Consider the following 20017-nt stretch of genomic DNA (forward strand, 5'->3'; position numbering starts at 1 on the left):
ATGGCATGCAGCGGATTATCGCCGCTTACAAGCCCAACCGTTCCATCACAAAGTCAATAAAGCTCGTCAGCTTCGGTGTCGCGCGCCGGTCACGCGGATAAAGCAGATGCACAGGCATGCCCGGCGGCAAATAATCTTCGAGCACCGAAACCAGTTCGCCGCTGGCAATCTCCTTCGCCAGCAGCACTTCCGGCTGCAATACCAGACCGAAGCCGCGCAACGCCGCCACCTTGAGCGCCTGGCCGTTGTTGGCGCGAAACCTTCCCGCTCGCAACGGATTCTCGCCCTCCGCCTCCCCATTCCAGCGCCATGCGCCGTCGCGTCCCCAGTCCAGAAAACCAAGACATTCGTGCTGGGCGAGATCGGCCGGCGTGCGCGGCGTGCCCGCCCGCGCGAGATACTCCGGCGAGGCGCACGCCCGCATCCGGTAAGGCTTCAATGGCCTCGCCACAAAGCTCGAATCTGCTAGAGGCCCAATCCGCACCGCGGCATCGAAACTCTCTTCAACGAGGTCAGTCAGCCGGTTCGACAGGTCGAGTTCGAGACTGACGTCGGGCCATGACGTGAGATAGTCGGTCATCGCCGGCGCGAACACTTCCACGCCGTAAGTGAGCGGCACCGTGACCTTCAGGACGCCGCGCGGCGTCGCCGTCATGGCCTCGGCGAGCGACTCGGCATCCTTCACATCCGCGAGAATGCGCCGACACTGCTCGTAATATTGACGACCAATCTCCGTCAGACTTTGACGACGTGTGGTCCGCGTGAGAAGCCGGGCGGCCAGCCGTGTCTCGAGCGAGCGGATATGCTTGCCGACCATCGCCGACGAAATCTCGTAACGCTCGGCTGCCGCCGTCAGGCTGCCCGCCTCGACCACGGCCACGAAGATCTCCATGCTGACGAATTTGTCCACCCGCTATTTCCTGTTGGTTTCGGTTGTAAGCGTTTGTCGCAACGTAGTCGCATTGTAGGGATATCGTGATACTAATAGCGAGCTTGGCAAAGCGGGCATTCCGACCGGCTCATCATCAAGACGCCCTATGCTTGACCCGCGCCTCGTCCGCGCACTGTCCGCGCTGTAACCGAATACGAACGAACATCAGGAGTTTCGATGAAAAAAGCACTGGTAATCCTGGCTTCCGCGCTCGCCATGAGCGGCGCCTTCGCACAGACCGCAGCACCGGCCTCGGCACCTGCCGCGGCGGCCGCATCAGCGGGCAAGCACGAGCGCAACGTCGAAGATCGCATCGCGTACCTGCACTCGCAGCTCAAGATCACGCCAGCGCAGGACCCGCAGTGGAGCGCGTTTGCCGATGTAATGCGCAGCAACGCGCAAACCATGGGTGATCTGTTCAAGCAGCGTCAGCAGGCGGGCGCCCAGTCGGCTATCGACGACATGAAGCAATACGCGGCAATCGCTCAGGCACACGCCGACGGCATGAAGAAGCTGGTCGACGCGTTCGAACCGCTGTACAACAGCCTCTCGCCGGATCAGAAGAAACTGGCGGATCAGACTTTCCATCAATCGCCGGGCGGCGGCAAGAAGCATAAGTAAAGCTTCGCTGTAGCGGTCCAGAGAAAGCCTGCCCTGAACGGCAGGCTTTCTGTTTTATGCTTCTGGCATCATTCGGCTTTGCGCTCGCCACAAGCGGGCTTTCGAGCCGTACGTGAGCGCGATGTGCGACCTGCAGCAAGCCAGGCCCGGCGGTCCGCACACGGCTTTAACCGCTGTCATCCAGCGTCTTACCTTTTTGGCAACCTGCTTCATGATCGAACTCAAGAACCTCGACCTGCGCTCCGATGCGGCCGCTCAACGTGTCGTCAAGGACGAAACCGTCTCCGTCGAATTTGCCGCGGGCGATGGCGAACTGATGAGCCTCGAAGGCCCGAACCGCTATGTGCGCGGCGATGCGCTGATCACCGGTTCGACCGGCGACCGCTGGGTGGTGTCACGCGATCGTTTCGATGCGAAATATCTGCCCGCCGAGGCTTCGCTCGCTCACGGCGAACCGGGTGCGTACCGCAATCGCCCCGCCGTCGTGCTGGCCCGGCAGATGACCGGGCCGTTTACGCTGGCGCGTTCCGCGGCCGGCGGCGATGTGCTGCGCGGCACGGCCGGCGACTGGGTTATGCAATACTCGCCGGGCGACTACGGCGTCGTGCAGGCGGCACGCTTTGCCAAGGTGTATCGGTTGGCCGAGTAGGCCGCGCGAGCTGGCCGCCCGCTCGCCCCATCACGCGAACTGTTCATCCAGTTCGATCGTTACCTCGCGCGGCACGGCCTCGCCGTTTGCATACTGTTCTTCAAGCGAGCCGATGGTCGCTTCGACATAAGCGCGCAACACCGCAAAACTGCGTCCGCGCTGGCGCACCGGCATGGCCCGATAGCGCGCCAGCACCGCGGGCGACATCACCACGCTCACCGTAATGCGGCGCGCCGCTGCGCCAAAGCGCATCGCGACCCAGTGGACCGCGAGGGTCGGCGTGCCATCCTCGGCCGGACGTTCGATGAACTGCGTCTGCTCGGGAAACAGGTCGCTGATGACGCGCGCCAGTTCTTCCATGTCGGGGCTCGTGCAGACGTATTGGTAGGCTTCCATGTTTGCAGACCGAAGGTTAGGAATTCGCCAGAAAGTTGCCGTAAGAGTTCAGGCAGTACGTGCCGTACGCTGGAACATTTTGACCAGCACAACCGCCACGATGATCGCCAGCAGCGCATACAGGCCATCCACGGCGTAAAGCGGAATGACTCCCACCTGGAACAACGCAGCAGGCAAGCCGACCAACGCGTGTGCGACGATGGCCAGCGGCAGGATCGCGTACCAGCCGGCTCGCACACCGCGCCACATCAACACCGACAGGCCGATCTGAAGCACCAGCGCTGCCACCCGTTCGAGCAGAAAAACCCCCGCCGTCAGCGGCGACAGACTGGCGAGAACCATCTGGATGCGCATCAGCGATTCGTCCGGCAGACTGCCCAGATAGCTGTCGAGCTCGCCGCGGTTCGCCACCACCGCGAAAACGATCCACTGTATCTGCACCAGCACGCCGACTATCCACGCTTCGGCGCCGCCATGTCCGATGCCGTAACCGAGCGCTGTGCTATCGCCGGTCGAGGGCGGCACGACGGTCTTCTTGCGCATCGACACGCGGGCCGACACGGAAGGCCGGGAGGTGGTCGAACTGCTAACCGCCGCATTGGCAACGGACGCTTCGCTCGCCGAATTCGCGAGTGAATTCGGCGCAGCGGCAGCCTTGGCAGCCACGGCCCGCTGCCACATCATCTTCATGGCGATGAACCGCCCCACTTCCTCGCAGACGCCTGCGGCCAGCGCGCCATAGATCACGAACGTGAGCGGATGGGATAGCCAGGCGGCGACGGCTGCATTCTGATGCAGCACATAGCCATTCAGCGCACGCTCGATCACGCTGGCGAACAGCGCGAACACGGCAATGCCAGCGATCGCGTCGCGGGCGTTCAGCCCAAGCGGTACGCGCAGGCGGCGGTACAGGACAATCGGTAAAGCGGCGGCGAACAGCGTCGAAAGTACGAGACAGGTAAGCGTGAGCGGTGCAACAACCATGGGTTTCCTTACGATGACCGGCGCGCACCCGCTGCGCGCCGCAGCCCGAATGATCGCAGATCAGCGCGAAGTTGACTCGCGCACGATCAATTCGCCTGGCAGCAGGCAGTCGCGCACGGCCGTCTGCACGCCGTCGATGCGTTCATGGAGAAACTCCACCGCACGATAGCCGATCTGATAGGTCGGCTGACGGATCGCCGTAATGCCAGCGAATTCGGCCCATTCGGGGTCGTCGATGGATAGCAGCGCAATGCGCTCCTGCCAGCGCATGCCGTAGCGTGCATTCAGATGACGGGCGAGACAGAGCGCGACCGGCCCGTTGGCAGCGAACAGGGCAATGCGAGGCGCCGGTGCTGCGGCGGCTTGAGTGACGTGAGTCGCCCGGGTGGCGCGATCTGGCGCATCAGCCAGCGCACGGTCCAGTTCTTTGTCCAGTTCGGCCAGCGCGCCCTCCACCGCTGCCGCATCGCCGAGCTCCAGCACAACGGTCTGGCCTCGGGCCCGCGACTGAGTGTCTATCGCCGCGCGAAACGCCTCCTCGCGCAAGCGCCGCGAACTGATGCGCTCAAACGGTTGCACGACGAACCAGATATCGTCGAAACCGCGCTCGAGCAGATGACGCGTGCCCAGTTGCACCGCCGCCGTATTGTCGAGCCCGACCAGATCGGCAACGAGACCGTCCACCATGCGATCGACCAGCACCGCGGGAATCCCGCCGTCGCCGACCGGCCGGAGAGTTTCGTCACGCACCCCAAGCGCATTGACGATCACGCCCTCCACGCGATACGTGGTGAGCAGTTGCAGATAGCGCCGCTCCATTTCCACTTCGTTGGCAGCATGGCAGATCAACGGCATGTAGCCGAGCGCATGGCACGCGGCCTCGACGCCCTGCAACACCTCCACCGAATACGGATTGGTGAGGTCCGCGATCAGCATGCCGATCAGCCGGTTGCGGCCGCGCTTCAAACCGCGCGCCATCTGGTTGGGCTGATAGTCGAGCCGCTCGATCGCGGCTTCGATCCGCGCGCGCAACTCCGGCGACAGCACGCTCAGTTCACCATTCAGATAGCGCGAGATGCTGGTCTTGCCGGTGCCGGCCTCGCGGGCCACGTCGCTGATGGTGGCGCGGCGCGGCGCAATGGTGTGCGGGCTGCTCAAGATGCGCTCACTTGCGCAGAACGTCGCGGTTAACGACGTTGCGCGTCAACGTGCCGTCGAGCGCGGCAACGAGGTTCTCGGCGGCGTTCAACGCCATCGCGTGACGCGTCTCGTGGGTCGCCGAACCGATGTGCGGCAACGCCACCACGTTGGGCATCGACAGCAGCGGCGAATCGGCGGGGAGCGGCTCGGTTTCGAACACGTCGAGTCCCGCGCCGTGGATTGTGCCGGCCCGCAGCGCCTCGATCAGCGCGGCTTCGTCGACGGTCGCGCCGCGTGAAGCGTTGATGAGGATCGCGCTCTTCTTCATCGCGCGCAGTTCGGCCGCGCCGATCAGATGTTGCGTCTCCGGAGTCAGTGGCACCTGGAGGCACACGAAATCGGAAGTCGCCAGCAGCTCGGACAGTTCGACACGGCGTGCGCCGTAAGCCTCTTCGGCTTGCGGGTTCGGGTTGCGGTTGGTGTACAGCACCGGCATGTTGAAGCCGAGCGCGGCGCGGCGCGCCACAGCGCCGCCGATCCGTCCGAGGCCGACGATGCCGAGCGTCTTGCCTTGAACCTCGACGCCGTATTGCGCGGGCCCGACACCCGTCTTCCATTGGCCGGCCTTCACCCAGTCGGCAAGCTCGACGACCCGGCGAGCGGTCGCCAGAATCAACGAGAACACCGTGTCTGCAGTCGATTCGGTCAATACATCCGGCGTGTGTGCGAGCACGATACCGCGTTGCGTGAGATCGGCGACATCGAAAGCATCGAATCCAACCGAGATGGTCGAGAGCGCCTTGAGCTTCGTCGCGCCTTCGATCATGGCCGGCGTGATCTTCACGCTGGCACCAATCGCGCCGTCCGCGTCCTTGAGCGCTGCGACGAACGCATCATGCTGCGCGCCGTCGACCTGCACGACCTCGACATGTTGGCGCAGATACGCGAGTACGTCGTCGGGCAACGGCTTGTAGGCAATGATCTTCTTCATCAGCTTATTTTCCTTGCAATGGATTAGCGACGAGTTTGGGAGAGGCAGACGGCTGTGGCTTCACCGTCAACGTCAAAATCGTTGCGGCGACGAGCGCCGCACTCATGAATGCATACGATGCCGCGGGCGTACCGGTCGCACCGTTCAGATAACCGACCACGTACGAGCCGACGAACGACCCTAGCGCCCCCATGCCGTTGATCAACGCCATCGCACCGCCGGCGACATTCTTCGGCAGCAGTTCCGGCACGATCGCGAAGAACGGTCCATACGGCGCATACATGGCTGCGCCGGCGACGACCAGCAAAGCATACGAGATCCAGAAGTGCGTCGAGCCGACCGCGTACGAGGTCGCGAACGCCACCGCGCCGATCAGCAGAAACGGCCAGACGAACTGCTTGCGACGGCCCAGTTTATCCGATGCCCACGATGCAGCGAGCATGGCGATGGTCGCCGCGAGATAGGGAAGCGCCGTCAGCCAGCCGGTTTCCACCATGCCGAGCGTCGAACCGTTTTTCAGAATGGACGGCAGCCACAGCACGAAACCGTACACGCCGATGCTCCAGCAGAAATACTGTGTGGATAGCTTGATCACTGCGGACGAGCGGAACGCTTCGCCATAGTTGCGCACCGGTTTGATCGCGGCCTGTTCGGCGCGCAGGGTCTCGGCGAGCTCGTCCTTTTGCTGCTGCGTGAGCCACGACACCTGAGCCGGCTTGTCCTCGACGATAAACCACCAGCACACGGCCCAGACGATGGCCGGCGCGCCTTCCGCGATGAACATCGGGCGCCAGCCGAACGAATGCACCAGATAGCCGGACACGACCGACATCCACAGCACCGTCACCGGATTGCCGAGAATCAGGAAGGTGTTGGCCCGTGAGCGCTCGCGCTTGGTGAACCAGTTGCTGATAAAAATCAGCATGGCCGGCATCACCGCCGCTTCGACTACGCCCAGCAGGAAGCGGATCGCCATCAGCGAGGGGATATTGCTGACGATCCCGGTCAAGGCTGCGCAAGTGCCCCACAGGATCAGGCTCCAGAACACCAGCTTTTTGACGCTGCGGCGCTCCGCGTAGATCGCGCCGGGGACCTGGAAGAAGAAGTAGCCGAGGAAGAACAGCGCGCCGATCAACGACGCCAGGCCCTTGCTGATGCCGAGATCCTGGTTGATCCCGGCAGCGGACGCGAAGCCGAAATTCGCGCGGTCGAGATAGGCAAGGCTGTAGGTGATGAACACGATCGGCATGATCGTCCACCAGCGGCGAAGCGCAAGCGATGAGGTCATGGATGTCTCCCGTCCCATGCAACATGGTTGCAACCTTAACCCGTTTGGATGGATGTGCCGTGCGCGTGAAGCAGCGTCTCCGGGCATCTTGTTGTTGTGCGCTACAAGTCTTAATGCTTGTACAGGTTCCAGATCAAAGCCAGTAAAGCAGACGGCGCTATTAGACGTTGTCCAGCAAGGCGGCGCCGGGTGTCGTGGCATCGGCCTGTTCGAGCAGGTCGAGCTCGGCGCGGGTCGGCAAGCCTTCGGAATCGCCAATCACCTGAATCGCCAGCGCCCCGATCCGGTTGCCGCGTACCACGGCTTCCGGCAACGGCCGCCCTTCAAGCAAGGCGCCGATCACGCCGACCGCAAAACCATCGCCCGCGCCGACCGTGTCGATCACCTTGGCGACCGGTTGCGCCTCGACCACGCCAGACTCGTCCGCCGTGCGGAAATACGCGCCACGCGCCCCGAGCTTGATGATGACGCCGCGCGCACCCCGCTCCAGATAGAAGCGCGCGATGTCTTCCGGCTTCGAATAGCCGGTAAGGATCTCACCTTCGCCGATGCCAGGCAGCACCCAGTCCGCAAGCTCAGCCAACGCGTTCAAGCCCTCGACCATCGCCGCGCGCGACGCCCAGAGCGTCGGCCGCAGGTTCGGATCGAAGGAGATCGTCTTGCCTGCGGCACGCATTTCTCGCGCCAGCAACAACGCCAGTTTGCGCGACGATTCGGAAATCGCCGGTGCGACGCCCGTCAGATGCAGATGACGCGCCGGCAGCACGTAGAACGGAGCATAGTCGTCCGGAGACAGATGACTGGCCGCCGAGCCCTTGCGAAAGTATTCGATAGCCGGGTCGCTGCCGTCGTCGCTTTTCGACTTGAGCTGAAAGCCGGTGGGATAGCGATCGTCCGTGACGACGCGTTGCTGGTCGACGCCTTCGCGGTGCAAGGTGTCGCGCACGTACTGACCGAACGAATCGTTGCCGACCCGGCTCATCCAGCCCACCTTGAAGCCGAGTCGAGCGAGACCGATCGCCACGTTCAGATCGGCCCCGGCGATCCGTTTGGTGAACTGGCCGACTCCGGCGAGCGGACCCGTTTCAGCAGCGACGAAGAGCGCCATGGCTTCGCCGTAGGTGATGACATCAAGCGTCGGATTCATGCGGTTTCCTAAGAAAGCCGGGACGCCGCGATGACTATTGCAACTATCGCAAAATCATCGGAGTTGCCCTGCTTTGTCCCGATTTCCTGGAAATGGAACCGGTTCCATCCAATTATACCGAAAAAGCATCCGTTGACACGTATTCAATCCGCATCGTCCGAGGTGAGTGCCAGAAAGCGCTCGACCACGCGTGACGGCGCGCTCGCATGGGGAATCAGAATGGAAAAATGCCGCGTCAGCGGTTCCGGGCTGAGCGAGAACAGGCACAGCGCGCCACCCTCATGACGCATCGACATCGCCGAGACGAAGCCGATCCCCATGCCCGCGCGCACCGCCTCCTTCACGCCCTCGACACCGGCGATCTCCAGCGCGACGCGCATCGGCACCCCCGCGCGGGCAAACGCCCGCTCGACAATCTGGCGCACGCCGGAGCCGGCCTCGCGCAGCACAAGAGAATGCGCTCCCAGTGCCGCTAACTCTATCCGACCGGCCGCGGCGCCCCTGTCTCCAGCTACGCCCGCGGCTGCCGTTGCGGTTCCCGCGCCCGCAGCCAATGCAAGCGGATGCGTCCGCGGCATGATCGCCACAATCTCATCCTGCCGCCACGCCTGCACGGCGGTGTCCGGCGGCAAATCGGCACCCACCGGCCCTTCGACCATCGCGATATCGAGCGAGGCCAGCGCACCGACGATCTCAGCGGTATTGCCGTCCGTGGTATGCAGCGTCACGTCCGGATAGCGCCGGTGAAACGCCGCGATCAGATAAGGCAGCAGATAGCTGGCCGGCGTCGTACTCGCGCCGACCCGCAATGTGCCGCTCTCCATGCCGCGCAATGCGTCGCGATAGGCATGCGCCTGCCGCCAGGTGTCGCGCAGGCGTGTCGCATAACTGGCGAGCTGCTCGCCGGCCGGCGTCAGGCGCACGCCACGGCCGTCGCGCTGATACAGCGGTTCGCCGAACTCATCCTGCAATTGACGCAGTTGCCCCGACACCGCGGGCTGCGACAGATGCAAAGCCACCGCGGCTCGACTGATGTTGCGATGCTCGGCGACGGCGGCGAAAGTTATAAGCTGATCGGGGGTCATGGCGCTGAAATATCAGTTCAACAGATAGTTTACGTCATAAATGACGATTTTTCATATCGATATATTCAAACTAGGATTAGCTCGTCCAAGCCAAACGCCCCGAAGGCGAAAATCATGTCTACCGCTCATATTCAGGCCGCTCCCGGCCAGGCGATCTCCACCACCCGCGGACAGCTCAACGGCGTCCTGTTCGTCGCCCTCTTCGCCGCTGCCGTGACCCGGCTTGCCGCGCTGCCCGCCATCGCCGGACTTGGTCTGAGTCCGTTGATCGTCGGTATCGTCGCCGGTGCGCTGTACGGCAACACCATGCGCGACGGCATGCCGGCGAGCTGGGCGGCCGGCGTCAACTTCTCGGCGCGCAAACTGTTGCGCATCGCTGTCGCCTTCTTCGGCCTGCGCGTGAGCCTGCAGGAAATTGCCCAGGTCGGTTTGCCGGGACTGGCGGAATCGGTGCTGATCGTGGTGAGTACGCTGGTCATCGGCACATGGGCCGGCATGAAGCTGATGAAGCTCGACCGCGACACGGCCTTGCTCACCGCCGCCGGCAGCGCCATCTGCGGTGCGGCCGCCGTGCTGGCCTTCGAATCGACGCTGCAGTCGAAGCCGCACAAGAGCGCCATGGCAGTCGGCAGCGTGGTGCTGTTCGGCACCCTGTCGATGTTCCTCTACCCGATCCTGTTCAAGGCCGGCTGGCTGCATCTGGATACCGTCGGCGCGGGGCTGTTCTTCGGCGGCACGATTCATGAGGTGGCACAGGTGGTGGGCGCGGCCAGTAACGTCAGCCCCGAGGCCACGCATATCGCGACCATCGTCAAGATGACGCGCGTGATGCTGCTGGTGCCGGTGCTGCTCGCGATCGGCATGTGGATCAACCGTCCGGGCCGTGCCGGTGCCAGTGCTGCTAGTGCCGCTGGCGGTGCGCAGTCCGGCGCCCAGCACGCCCCGCGCAAGCTGGCGATTCCCTGGTTCGCGCTTGGCTTCCTCGGCTTCGTGGTGCTGAACTCGCTGCACGTGTTGCCCGAAGCCGCCACCCAGACGCTCAACACGCTCGATACGTTCGCGCTGACCATGGCGATGACGGCACTCGGCATCGAAACCCGCATCTCGCAGATCCGCGAGGCCGGTCCGCGAGCGCTGACGACCGGACTGATCCTGTATGTATGGCTGATCGTCGGAGGCCTCGGCATTACCTGGGCCGTCCAGCGTCTGTTTGGTTGATGCGGCTGGCAACGCCACTCGTACCTTGCAGCCAGCCCCGCCGCGTGCGGGGCTTTGCGCATTTCTGCGCACAACGCGGCGCGCTCACACGGCATACTGACTGCCTGAACAGCCGAATGAGGATCGATCGATGAGCTATGAACTCTACTATTGGGATGGCTTGCAGGGTCGCGGAGAATTCGTGCGGCTCGCGCTGGAGGAGGCAGGCGCGGATTACATCGAAGTGGCTCGCGGCGAGGAAGCCGAAGGGCTCGGCACGGCCAGGATGCTGGAGGTGATGAGCAGCAAGCGCGAGGGGCATCCGCCGTTTGCGCCGCCGTTCCTGAAAGACGGCACTCTGCTGATCTCGCAGACCGCCAATATTCTGTTCTACCTCGGCCCGAAGCTCGGTCTGGCGCCTGCCGACGAAGGCCTGCGCTACGTCGCAAACGGCTTGCAACTGACGATCGCCGACGTGGTGACTGAAGTTCACGACACCCATCATCCGCTCGCGAGCGAGCTCTACTACGAAGACCAGAAAGACGCCGCCAAAATCCGCGCCCACGATTTCATCGACAACCGGATTCCGAAGTTCATGCACTACTTCGAGCGCGTGATCCTGCAAAACACGCAGAGCGATGCGCACCTGGTGGGCAACAAGCTGACCTACGTCGATCTGTCGATGTTCCAGTTGATCGACGGGCTGCACTACGCGTTCCCGCGTGCCATGAAGCGTTTCGGCGTGCACTATCCGTTGCTCGCCGGGCTGCACGACGCGGTGGCCGCGCGTCCAAACATTGCCGCCTATCTCGCTTCGGAACGGCGTCTGGCCTACAACGAATCAGGCATCTTCCGACACTACCCGGAACTCGACAAGGCCGCCCGGTGAAAACGCTGACGGCGCGGAGGATGCATCTCGTACAGCGGCGCAAGCGCGCCTTGCGCCCAGCCAAAACCGTCCTCTCGAACGTCTCCCACGACCGTCGCGCAGTGCTATTCTTGCGCGCGGTTCCCCCCCTTTCTCCCTCTATCCTGCTGCCGTCGTGCTTTCATTCCTGCTGAGGCTGCGCACCCGCGCGCAAGACATGTTCCGGCTGTCGGACGCCCATACGATGCTGGTCTGGTCGGTGGTGGTGGGTGTCGCGGGCGCGTTTGCGACGATCGCCTTCCGTGAGGCGATTTCGCTGCTGCAACTGGGCTTCGTCGGCCACTCGGGCAGTTTCGTCCAGATGGCGCGCAGCCTGCCGCTGACCGTGCGCATCTTGCTGCCCGCCGCGGGCGGTCTCATCGCCGGCTTCCTGCTGTTGATCGCACGACGTCACGCCGACAAGAACGTGCACACTGACTATATGGAAGCCGTGGCGATCGGCGACGGCATCGTGCCGGTGCGACTGAGCTTCTGGCGCAGCGTGTCGTCGCTGTTCACCATCTCCAGCGGCGGCTCGATCGGCCGCGAGGGTCCGATGGTGCAACTGGCGGCGCTCAGTGCATCGCTGATCGGCCGCTGGGTGCATTTCGACCCGCCGCGCCTGCGCCTGCTGGTAGCCTGCGGCGCGGCGGCGGGCATCACCTCCGCGTATAGCGCGCCGATTGCGGGCGCCTTCTTCGTGACCGAAATCGTGCTCGGCTCGATGGCGATGGAAAGCTTCGGGCCCGTCGTGGTCGCGGCCGTGGTCGCCAACATCACGATGCGCGAGTTCACCAGCTACCGCCCCCCCTACGAGATGCCGGCGTTTCCGCCGGTGGCGGGCCTCGAAGTCTTGCTGTTCGTCGCGCTCGGCGTGCTGTGTGGCGCCGCGGCTCCGCAGTTTTTGCGCATGCTCGACATCTCCAAGGCAGGCTTTCGCAAGTTGCCCTTGCCGCTGCCGGTGAGGCTGGCGCTGGGTGGCCTGATCGTCGGTGTTCTGTCAGTGTGGTCGCCCGAGGTCTGGGGCAATGGCTATAGCGTCGTCAACTCGATCCTTCATTCACCGTGGACCTGGACGGCGCTCGTCTTCGTGCTGGTGTTCAAGCTGATCGCCACCGCCGCCACTGCCGGCTCGGGTGCAGTGGGCGGCGTGTTCACGCCGACGCTCTTCGTGGGCGCGGTGGTCGGTTCGCTGTTCGGCCTCGGCATGCATGCGCTGTGGCCGAACGGCACGTCGGCGCCCTACGCCTACACCATGGTCGGCATGGGCGCGTTCCTCGCCGGCGCCACGCAGGCACCGTTGATGGCAATCCTGATGATCTTCGAAATGACGCTCAGCTATCAGGTCGTGCTGCCGCTGATGCTGTCGTGCGTGGTCGCCTATTTCGTGGCGCGCGCGATCGGCAAAACCTCGATGTATGAGATCACGCTCGTGCGCAACCGTGAAGAGCAGGAACGGGTGCGCTTGCGCGCCACGCAGATGCGCGAGCTGATCCGCCCCGCGGAGACGGTGGTGACGCCCGCAGCGACCGTCCAGGAAATGACGCGGGTGTTCCTGGAATATCCCGTGAAGTATCTTTATGTCGCCGATGACGCCGGCGCGTTCCTCGGCGTCGTCGCATTGAAGGACATTACGTCTGACCTGCTCGAGAAGCGCGATACCTCGTCCAAAAGCGCTTCGGACTATCTGCAGACTCACTTCGACGTGCTCACGCCCGATATGCCGCTCGGCGTCGCGTTGCAGCACTTCATGGCCTTTCAGGGCGAGCGTCTGCCGGTGATCGAGAGCATCGCGCATCCCAAGCTGGCCGGGGTGGTCTACAAGACCTCGCTGCTCGATGCCTATTTCCGCATGAATCCCACGCGCTGAGCGGTTGCGATGCCGGTTCTCTAGACCGCTGCCGCCTGAGCATCCCGCCCTGCCGACCTGCGAACGGTTGAACGTCATCCCCCGCCCTGCCTCGACGCCGCATGGCAAAGCGCGGCATACGCTCTACAATAAAAACCAGTAGCACGCCGCCTCGCGCGGCGCGGTTGAAACGCCTCGACGGACGCCCCCGGGTTCCGCGCGGCTTCGACCCGGAGTCAGCATGAGCGATCCCTCCATCGATGCGGTGCGCCGCGATCAGGCCGGCTGGATCTTCTTGCATATCGAAGGCGAGCCGTACGACCGCGGCGAGCAGCACGGCCAGTTGCTCGCCACCGAAATCCGCAACGCAATCGGCACCGCGCGCTACCTCGCGAAATGGGATACCGGCGAAGAGTTCGATACTTTCGTCAACGCGGCCGCGGCCCAGTTCAGCCCCAAACTCGACAGCGAATTCACCGACGAGATCCAGGGCATCGCCGACGGCGCGAGGTTGCCGTTCTCCGAGGTCCTCGCATGGAACGGCTACATGGACCTGCTGCAAAGCTGGTGGCCGAGCCACGTGGCGGCCCAGCAGCCGCGACTCGGCGTCAAACCGTGGCGCGGCAGGCGCGGCCACCATTGCAGCGCCTTCATCGCCACCGGAAATGCCACGCGCGATGGGCGCATCGTCATGGCGCACAACTCATGGGACCGCTACGCCGCGGGCGACGCCTTCAATGTGATCTTCGACATCGTGCCGGAATCCGGTCATCGCATCCTGATGCAAGGACTGCCCGGTTGCATCTCGAGTCTCACCGACTTCTGGATCAGCGCCGCCGGGCTGATGGTGACCGAAACCACCATCTCCGACTTCGTTGGCTATAACCCGGCCGGCGCGCCGGAGTTCTACCGCTCACGGCGTGCTACGCAGTATGCGAACAGTATCGGCGAGTGGTGCGAGATGTTCGCCGTGGCCAACAACGGCGGCTATGCGAATAGCTGGCTGCTCGGGGATGTCAAAACGGGCGAGATCGCCCGCTATGAACTGGGGCTGCACTACTCCGGCTTCGAAAGCACGCGGAACGGTTTCTATAGCGGCTACAACACTGCGACCGACCTGAAGATCCGCAATCAGGAGTGCGTCGGCGAAGGCGAGGATTACACGGACGTGCGCAAGAACGGCGCGCGGCGGTTGCGCTTCATGCAGCTGGAGGAACTGCATCGCGGCAAGATCGATGTCGAACTGGCCCGGCAAATGATTGCCGACCATCACGACGTGTATCTGAACCGGCCTGACAACCCGTGCTCGCGCACCATCTGCGGGCACCTGGAACTGGACGACGCGCGCTTCGGCGGCTCCGAGCTGGGGCCGTTCAACCCTTGGGGCGCCAATGACGGCAAAGTGGCGGACAGCGAGATGGCCCGCGACATGGCCTTCGAGGCCCGCTGGGGCCATCCCTGCGGTCAGCCGTTCGATGCGCAGGCGTTCATGAAACGCCATCCGCAGTGGAACTGGCTCAATGGCTACATGCAGGACCGGCCCTCATGGCCCTGGACGCGCTTTGACGTGCTGCGTTAGCCGTCCCGCTGCACAGCCCGCTCCACGGCGCAAGATTGCGTTTTCTGCCATGATCTGACCCAGACGGCTCCCTTTCGCGGTGTTGCGCAGTCTCACGCGGTTTTTGCGGCGGTTGCACGATTTGCCGTCTAAGATGGAAGGAGTGCGGCGCGTCGTAGGCGCGGTCCGCACGCGGCGTGCGCCATTCCTGCCGCCGCGGGAATGGCACAGCGCTTGCTGCAGTCTCTGCGCTGCATGTGGAAAGGAGGTCGGGCGATGAAAACCTCGACACTGATGGTCATGGTGACGCTGTCGGCTTCGTGCTTTGCAGCGCCGGTTCATACGGCGCTCGACAGCACGGCCGGTTCAGCCGTCGCACGTGCTAATGCCGCGCCTGTCGCACCGGCTGCGCCGAACGTCGGCGTCACGGACGCGAACCGTCCGCAGCAGTGGGAACACATCGCGCTGCCGAAATCGCGGCGCCTGGACCGCGGCCTCACGGGCCAGGATCAGCATCTGCAAACATAATCTGCGACAAGGAGCATGCGCATGTCCGGCTCGGGTATCCCCGGCGAATCGATCGATCTGCAGATTGCAGACGTTCTGCGTGAAGCGAAGTTTCCGGTCAACAAGGACGGACTCGTCGACCTTGCACGCGAAGCCGGCGCCAGCAATGAATTGCTGTCGATGCTCGACGGCTTGCCGGAGCAGGACTACCCGGACATCGCCTCCATCACCCCGCTGCTGGGTGGTAATTTCGGGCCCGGACTCAGCTCTTGAGCGTATGGGCATGACACCGAAGACGCGCCGCACGGACGGCGCCGACTGGATCGAGCGCGCGCCTTCGTCCGGTGGCATCGAGCGCATCGAAGCGTTCTTTCATGACGCCGCCTACGGCCTGCACCGTCACGACACCTACGCGATCGGCCGCACGCTAGCCGGCGTGCAAAGCTTCCATTACCGCCGCGGCATGTGCAACAGCGTGCCGGGCATGACGATGGTGCTGCATCCCGACGAAGCGCACGACGGCCAGGCCGGCACCGACGAAGGCTTTCGCTACCGCATGGTCTATGTCGAGCCGGCGCTGTTTCAACAGGTGCTTGGGGGGAAGCCGCTGCCGTTCATCGAAGGCGGACTGTCGGACGATCCGCGCCTGTTCGCGGCCACCGAGGGGCTGCTGCAAGCCATCGACCGCGCCCTTGATCCGCTCGAGCAGGAAGATGCCATTTACGACCTCGCCATGGCGCTCGACGCGGCCTCCGGCGCTACGCAGACAATACGCATTGCCGACTACCGGGCTGCGGAACAGGCTCGCCAGTACCTGCACGAATCGCTCGCGCAAGCCGTCACGCTGGACGAACTCGCTACGGCGAGCGGCAAGGACAAATGGAGCTTGTCGCGCGACTTCCGCGCCCTGTTCGGCACCAGCCCGCACCGCTATCTGACCATGCGTCGTCTCGACCTGGCACGCCGGCTTGCAAGCGAGGGCCGGCCGCTGGCAGATGCCTCCGCTGCCGCCGGCTTTGCCGATCAAAGCCATATGACACGGCACTTCACCAAAACGTGGGGCGTGCCGCCGTCGCGCTGGTTGAAGATGGTGAGTCAGGCAAACACCGCGGGCCACGCGTCTGGCACGGTCTTGCGACGCTAGCGTCGCGCGGGCACCTGTTCGCATACGCCCGCGCTACTCACACGCCCGTCATACGCACCCAAGCCACGCACATTCGTACAAGACGCTGCGAGCCGCAGGCCGTACGCTTACCTGTGCCTCTTTACACCCACAGGAACAGCCGATGTCGAACGCACCAGCCCCGGCCAGCAGGGCCCTCCATGCCCCCTACCGCGCGATCAATTTCGCCGAAAAACTCGCTCTCATTCACGACCAATGGCAACAGCGCGTCGTGGCGGAGATGAACGACTACCAGTTCAAGGTGGTGAAAATCGAAGGCGATTTCGTCTGGCACGAGCACGCGGAGACCGACGAGACCTTTATCGTGCTCGACGGACACTTGCGAATCGATTTCCGCGACGGCGCAGTGCATCTTTCAGCCGGCGAGATGTTTGTCGTGCCGCGCGGCAAGGAGCACAAGCCGTATGCCGAGAAGGAAGTGCAGATGCTGGTGATCGAACCGCGCGGCGTCAGGAATACCGGCGGCGAAGAGAGTGAGCGGACCGCGAAGAATGACTTATGGATTTGAGGCCGCGCGCGGCTCGCGGACATAGTAAATGTCCCACTCGTCTTCACCGGTTTTGACAAAACCGTGGCGCTGATAGAAACGGTTCGAGTCGCTGTCGCGCAACGCGCCCAATCTGACCGGCACGCCCTGGGTATCGGCATCGGCGAGCACAGCTTCGAGCGCGACAGCGCCGACGCCCTTGCCCTGGTGAGCAGGAACGATATACAAATGAGCAAGTTGTAGATGACCGGGCTCCGGCCTGACGAGCACAAAGCCTGCCTCGACGCCATCCACGAGAATGAAACGGCACTGCGCGGGTTCGAACGACGCCAGAAACCGTTCACGGGCACGAACCGGATCAAACCGCCCGATGCGCTCGAGACTTTCGCGCATCGCTTCGATGCGGATTTGCACCAGCGTTTCGACGTCGTCGCTGGTTGTGTTGGCAAAGGCGACGTTCAACTCGTCATGCTCCCCGGATAGCGTGCGCGGACTCACCGCGGATTGGTCGCGGGCGGTTGTCCGCGCCCTGCTAACCCGCAGTATCGCCTGATTATTGCCACACGCTCAAGGGCGCCGAGTCGCGCCTTTGTCCCTCCGCTGATACCGCCCCGCGTCCGCAATCCGGATGCGGCGAGCAACGCGTCCCTCTGCGTCACTGCGTCTGCCGGGCGCCTGTGTTTTCTGCGCAGTTCACAAACCCGCTGCAGTCGCCTGATCGGTCATGCGAGCCGACCGCGCTGCCTTGCGCGGGGCGGGTGCCGCAGCCGCCTTGCCGCGCTGCAAGGACGCAGCTTCATCGATGTCATCGAACTCCGGCGCGTTCGCTTCCATCTCCGCAACCGTACGCTGCATCATCTGAGCCGGACGCAGTGCTGGCTCCTGCAAGGCCGCGGGGTCGCCCGGCAGACCCGTCGACATCTGGCTGAAGTGTTCAACCAGATGATCGATAAAGGTCCGCACCTTGGCCGGCAGATGGTGACGGCTCGGATACGCAATCGTCACCTCCACCTGCGGCAGACGATAACCGGCCAGCAGCCGCACCAGACGGCCGCGTTCGAGATCGCGGCCAATCAGGTAACTCGGCAGGATGGCGATGCCCATGCCGAGCAGTGCGAACTGACGCAGCATTTCCGTGTTGTTCGCGACGATCGCATTGGTCGGACGCATCCGCACTTCGCCCTTGCCGTCGATGCTCGTGAAGACGCGCTCGTCGCCGCCGTATTCGGATGGCAACGACAGGCTCGGATGATCCTGCAGTTGCTCGGGACGGGTCGGCGTGCCGTGTTTGCGCAGATAGTCCGGCGTCGCGCACACCGTCATATGACCCGTGGTGAGACGCCGCGTGACAATACTCGCGCTACGCATCTGGCGGGCAATCAGCACGCCCACGTCGAAACCTTCTTCGACCAGGTCGACATGGCGATCCACCAGCGTGACATCGGGAATGACGTTCGGATAACGCTCGGCGTACGACTGCAACACCGGCGCAAAGTTATGCAGGCCGAACACCACCGGCGCCACGATGCGCAAGGTGCCGACCGGTTCGTGATTGCGCGCCACCACCATCTGCTCGACGCCTTCGAGGTCGTCGAGGATCGGACGAACGCGCTCGAGATAGACCCGGCCCGACTCGGTCAGCGACTGGCTGCGCGTCGTGCGGTTGAGGAGGCGCGTGCCGAGACGTTCTTCGAGGTCGGCTACGTGACGGGTCACGACGGCAGTGGAAATGCCCATCGTGCTGGCAGTACGGGCGAAGCTGCCGAGTTCGGCCACTTTGACGAAAACTCGCATCGACTGCAAATGATTCATGGGGCCACTCCTGCCGCGGTTAAAGCCAAGCCAACGAACACCGACGCGGCGTAAAAACGGAGCGTCGGCGACTGCGCAAGCCAATGACTACCAGCGGGTGACATCGCACCTCGACGGCGGACCTCGTGCGTGGTTTCCCACGCCGCCAGTCGCTCGCACCAAGGCTTGCCCTACGGGTTTGATTGTATCGACCACTCATGGCCCAACCCTGTCGTGAACATGACAAAACGGTCAGGTAAATGATGCGCAGGAAATTAAACGGAGTTGCGCGCTGTTCGAAGCGCAAAGGCGGCAGCGGGGGCAAATAACGTGGCACGGGAAAATACGTGCCAGGGGAAGGCATTTTGGCGTACGCCGGACTAGGTGAAAACCCTAGGTTGAGGTATCATTACGGGCGAAAAGGAAGATATCGCCATGCCATACCGTTTCCAGATTTTTGAAAAGATCGCGTTTTCGTTGGTCGTTTTGTCCGCAGTCGCCTGCTCTGCCTTCATCGCCTACGAAACGGATCCCGACGTCCGCCAGGTCCTGCATGCGGGTAAAACCGCGCTGCAATGGAGCGGCGAGTATTCGTTCGTCTGCGCGTCGCCCGTGACCGACGCCTGCGCGAACTTCCCGGTGGACTGACCCACTCAGCCTGCCGCATCGCGCCCGAATACGACGCGCGCAAAGAATCCCGCCAGTACCGCCTCGGCTGCATCCGCAGAAATGTTCTGCGGATCGATCGTGCTCAGGAACTGCACGCCTTCGCACAGCCCCATCAGTCCTATCGCCAACGTTTCCGCCGGCAACAGCAACGGCGTGCCTGCACGCGCCGAAAATGCGCGAATGTATTCGCTCATATGCTCGCGCTTCTCATGCATGAATGCGTTGAATTTCGCCCGGAAGCGGCTATCGCGCGCGGCCACGAGCTTGGCCTCCATCCATAGCAGGAAGCATTTGTTGTCGTGCGGCAGGTTGCTGTAGTACGCCAGCACCTGCGCCTCCATGGTCTCGCGCGTCGCCCCTTCCTCGAAGATGCTCTCCAGTTGCGCCTGCATCTCCTCATGGTCGCGCCTGAGCAGTTCGAGGAACAGTTCGGGCTTGCTGCTGAAGTTCGAATAGAACGCTCCGCGCGTATAGCCGGCCGCCTCCGCGATGTCTTCTACACTCGTCGCGACGAACCCTTTCTTCATAAAAATAGCTTGCGCGGCATCGAGCAGCCGCTGGCGCGTCTGGTCTTTGCTCTGCTCGCGTGTGAGGCGTTGGCGTTTCATGCTGAATAGTTTATCACCGGAAAGAATTC

Annotated in this window: 21 protein-coding genes and 1 pseudogene; 11 read left to right on the plus strand and 11 right to left on the minus strand. The window is 63.4% G+C overall.

Annotated features, from left to right (window positions below; translation table 11 throughout):
• Window positions 1-25: 25 nt before the first annotated feature.
• Complete coding sequence (locus P3T20_RS13140; RefSeq protein WP_429287053.1) at window positions 26-910, minus strand: LysR family transcriptional regulator; 885 nt, start codon at window positions 908-910, stop codon at window positions 26-28.
• A 198-nt stretch (window positions 911-1108) separates the two neighbouring features.
• Here P3T20_RS13140 and P3T20_RS13145 point away from each other — a divergent pair, with 198 nt between their 5' ends.
• Together P3T20_RS13145 and P3T20_RS13150 are read left to right on the plus strand one after the other, a co-directional pair.
• A complete protein-coding gene (locus tag P3T20_RS13145; protein ID WP_074264412.1) occupies window positions 1109-1552 on the plus strand; it encodes a Spy/CpxP family protein refolding chaperone in 444 nt (147 codons plus the stop codon).
• A 211-nt stretch (window positions 1553-1763) separates the two neighbouring features.
• Entirely contained in the window at window positions 1764-2201 is a 438-nt protein-coding gene (locus P3T20_RS13150) for a PGDYG domain-containing protein (RefSeq protein WP_074266038.1), read from the plus strand.
• A 30-nt stretch (window positions 2202-2231) separates the two neighbouring features.
• On the opposite strand, the gene P3T20_RS13155 is transcribed toward P3T20_RS13150, so the two are convergent.
• The 7 genes from P3T20_RS13155 to P3T20_RS13185 all read right to left on the minus strand — a co-directional run bounded on the left by P3T20_RS13155 (window position 2232) and on the right by P3T20_RS13185 (window position 9232).
• Window positions 2232-2597 carry a DUF3022 domain-containing protein gene (locus P3T20_RS13155; protein WP_074264411.1) on the minus strand — a complete coding sequence of 122 codons (366 nt, stop codon included), beginning with the start codon at window positions 2595-2597 and terminating at the stop codon, window positions 2232-2234.
• Window positions 2598-2645: 48 nt separating this feature from the next.
• Complete coding sequence (locus P3T20_RS13160) at window positions 2646-3581, minus strand: YhfC family intramembrane metalloprotease (protein WP_074264410.1); 936 nt, start codon at window positions 3579-3581, stop codon at window positions 2646-2648.
• A 60-nt stretch (window positions 3582-3641) separates the two neighbouring features.
• Entirely contained in the window at window positions 3642-4739 is a 1098-nt protein-coding gene (locus tag P3T20_RS13165; RefSeq protein ID WP_429287054.1) for a LacI family DNA-binding transcriptional regulator, read from the minus strand.
• A 7-nt stretch (window positions 4740-4746) separates the two neighbouring features.
• Window positions 4747-5712, minus strand: a complete 966-nt coding sequence (locus tag P3T20_RS13170; protein WP_429287055.1) for a 2-hydroxyacid dehydrogenase — start codon at window positions 5710-5712, stop codon at window positions 4747-4749.
• Window positions 5713-5716: 4 nt separating this feature from the next.
• Window positions 5717-7000: an MFS transporter gene (locus P3T20_RS13175; protein WP_429287056.1), complete on the minus strand. Its 1284-nt coding sequence runs from the start codon at window positions 6998-7000 to the stop codon at window positions 5717-5719.
• 160 nt (window positions 7001-7160) lie between these two features.
• Complete coding sequence (locus P3T20_RS13180; protein ID WP_429287057.1) at window positions 7161-8147, minus strand: sugar kinase; 987 nt, start codon at window positions 8145-8147, stop codon at window positions 7161-7163.
• Between the two features lie 143 nt (window positions 8148-8290).
• Complete coding sequence (locus P3T20_RS13185; RefSeq protein WP_429287058.1) at window positions 8291-9232, minus strand: LysR family transcriptional regulator; 942 nt, start codon at window positions 9230-9232, stop codon at window positions 8291-8293.
• Between the two features lie 114 nt (window positions 9233-9346).
• Here P3T20_RS13185 and P3T20_RS13190 point away from each other — a divergent pair, with 114 nt between their 5' ends.
• The 8 genes from P3T20_RS13190 (at window position 9347) to P3T20_RS13225 (ending at window position 16941) form a co-directional block, all read left to right on the plus strand.
• Window positions 9347-10450: a YeiH family protein gene (locus P3T20_RS13190; RefSeq protein ID WP_074264404.1), complete on the plus strand. Its 1104-nt coding sequence runs from the start codon at window positions 9347-9349 to the stop codon at window positions 10448-10450.
• A 130-nt stretch (window positions 10451-10580) separates the two neighbouring features.
• Window positions 10581-11318: a glutathione S-transferase gene (locus tag P3T20_RS13195; protein WP_074264403.1), complete on the plus strand. Its 738-nt coding sequence runs from the start codon at window positions 10581-10583 to the stop codon at window positions 11316-11318.
• Window positions 11319-11472: 154 nt separating this feature from the next.
• Window positions 11473-13206 (plus strand): ClcB-like voltage-gated chloride channel protein, encoded by a 1734-nt coding sequence (locus P3T20_RS13200; RefSeq protein ID WP_429287059.1) that lies wholly within the window; start codon window positions 11473-11475, stop codon window positions 13204-13206.
• A gap of 220 nt (window positions 13207-13426) precedes the next feature.
• On the plus strand, window positions 13427-14764 hold the full coding sequence (locus P3T20_RS13205) for a C45 family autoproteolytic acyltransferase/hydolase (RefSeq protein WP_429287060.1): 1338 nt from the start codon (window positions 13427-13429) through the stop codon (window positions 14762-14764).
• A 255-nt stretch (window positions 14765-15019) separates the two neighbouring features.
• Window positions 15020-15271 (plus strand): hypothetical protein, encoded by a 252-nt coding sequence (locus tag P3T20_RS13210; RefSeq protein ID WP_429287061.1) that lies wholly within the window; start codon window positions 15020-15022, stop codon window positions 15269-15271.
• Window positions 15272-15292: 21 nt separating this feature from the next.
• A complete protein-coding gene (locus P3T20_RS13215; protein ID WP_074264399.1) occupies window positions 15293-15523 on the plus strand; it encodes a DUF2795 domain-containing protein in 231 nt (76 codons plus the stop codon).
• A 10-nt stretch (window positions 15524-15533) separates the two neighbouring features.
• Window positions 15534-16394, plus strand: coding sequence for an AraC family ligand binding domain-containing protein (locus P3T20_RS13220; protein ID WP_429287062.1), 861 nt, complete (start codon window positions 15534-15536; stop codon window positions 16392-16394).
• A gap of 142 nt (window positions 16395-16536) precedes the next feature.
• The gene (locus P3T20_RS13225) at window positions 16537-16941 is read left to right on the plus strand and encodes a cupin domain-containing protein (protein WP_429287063.1); all 405 of its coding nucleotides are present in this window, start codon (window positions 16537-16539) and stop codon (window positions 16939-16941) included.
• On the opposite strand, the gene P3T20_RS13230 is transcribed toward P3T20_RS13225, so the two are convergent.
• Both P3T20_RS13230 and P3T20_RS13235 read right to left on the minus strand, forming a co-directional pair.
• Window positions 16930-17382 carry a GNAT family N-acetyltransferase gene (locus P3T20_RS13230; RefSeq protein WP_074264396.1) on the minus strand — a complete coding sequence of 151 codons (453 nt, stop codon included), beginning with the start codon at window positions 17380-17382 and terminating at the stop codon, window positions 16930-16932. The two genes, P3T20_RS13225 and P3T20_RS13230, sit on opposite strands and share 12 nt — an antisense overlap.
• Before the next feature lie 402 nt (window positions 17383-17784).
• Window positions 17785-18732: pseudogene (locus P3T20_RS13235) on the minus strand (LysR family transcriptional regulator); the annotation flags it as partial.
• 414 nt (window positions 18733-19146) lie between these two features.
• On the opposite strand from P3T20_RS13235, the gene P3T20_RS13240 reads away from it, so the two are divergent.
• Window positions 19147-19359 carry a hypothetical protein gene (locus tag P3T20_RS13240; RefSeq protein WP_074264394.1) on the plus strand — a complete coding sequence of 71 codons (213 nt, stop codon included), beginning with the start codon at window positions 19147-19149 and terminating at the stop codon, window positions 19357-19359.
• 5 nt (window positions 19360-19364) lie between these two features.
• On the opposite strand, the gene P3T20_RS13245 is transcribed toward P3T20_RS13240, so the two are convergent.
• Entirely contained in the window at window positions 19365-19988 is a 624-nt protein-coding gene (locus tag P3T20_RS13245; RefSeq protein WP_074264393.1) for a TetR/AcrR family transcriptional regulator, read from the minus strand.
• Window positions 19989-20017: the final 29 nt, after the last annotated feature.

The organism is Paraburkholderia sp. GAS206C (genome assembly GCF_050435645.1).
GTDB classification, from domain to species: Bacteria; Pseudomonadota; Gammaproteobacteria; order Burkholderiales; family Burkholderiaceae; genus Paraburkholderia; species Paraburkholderia phenazinium_B.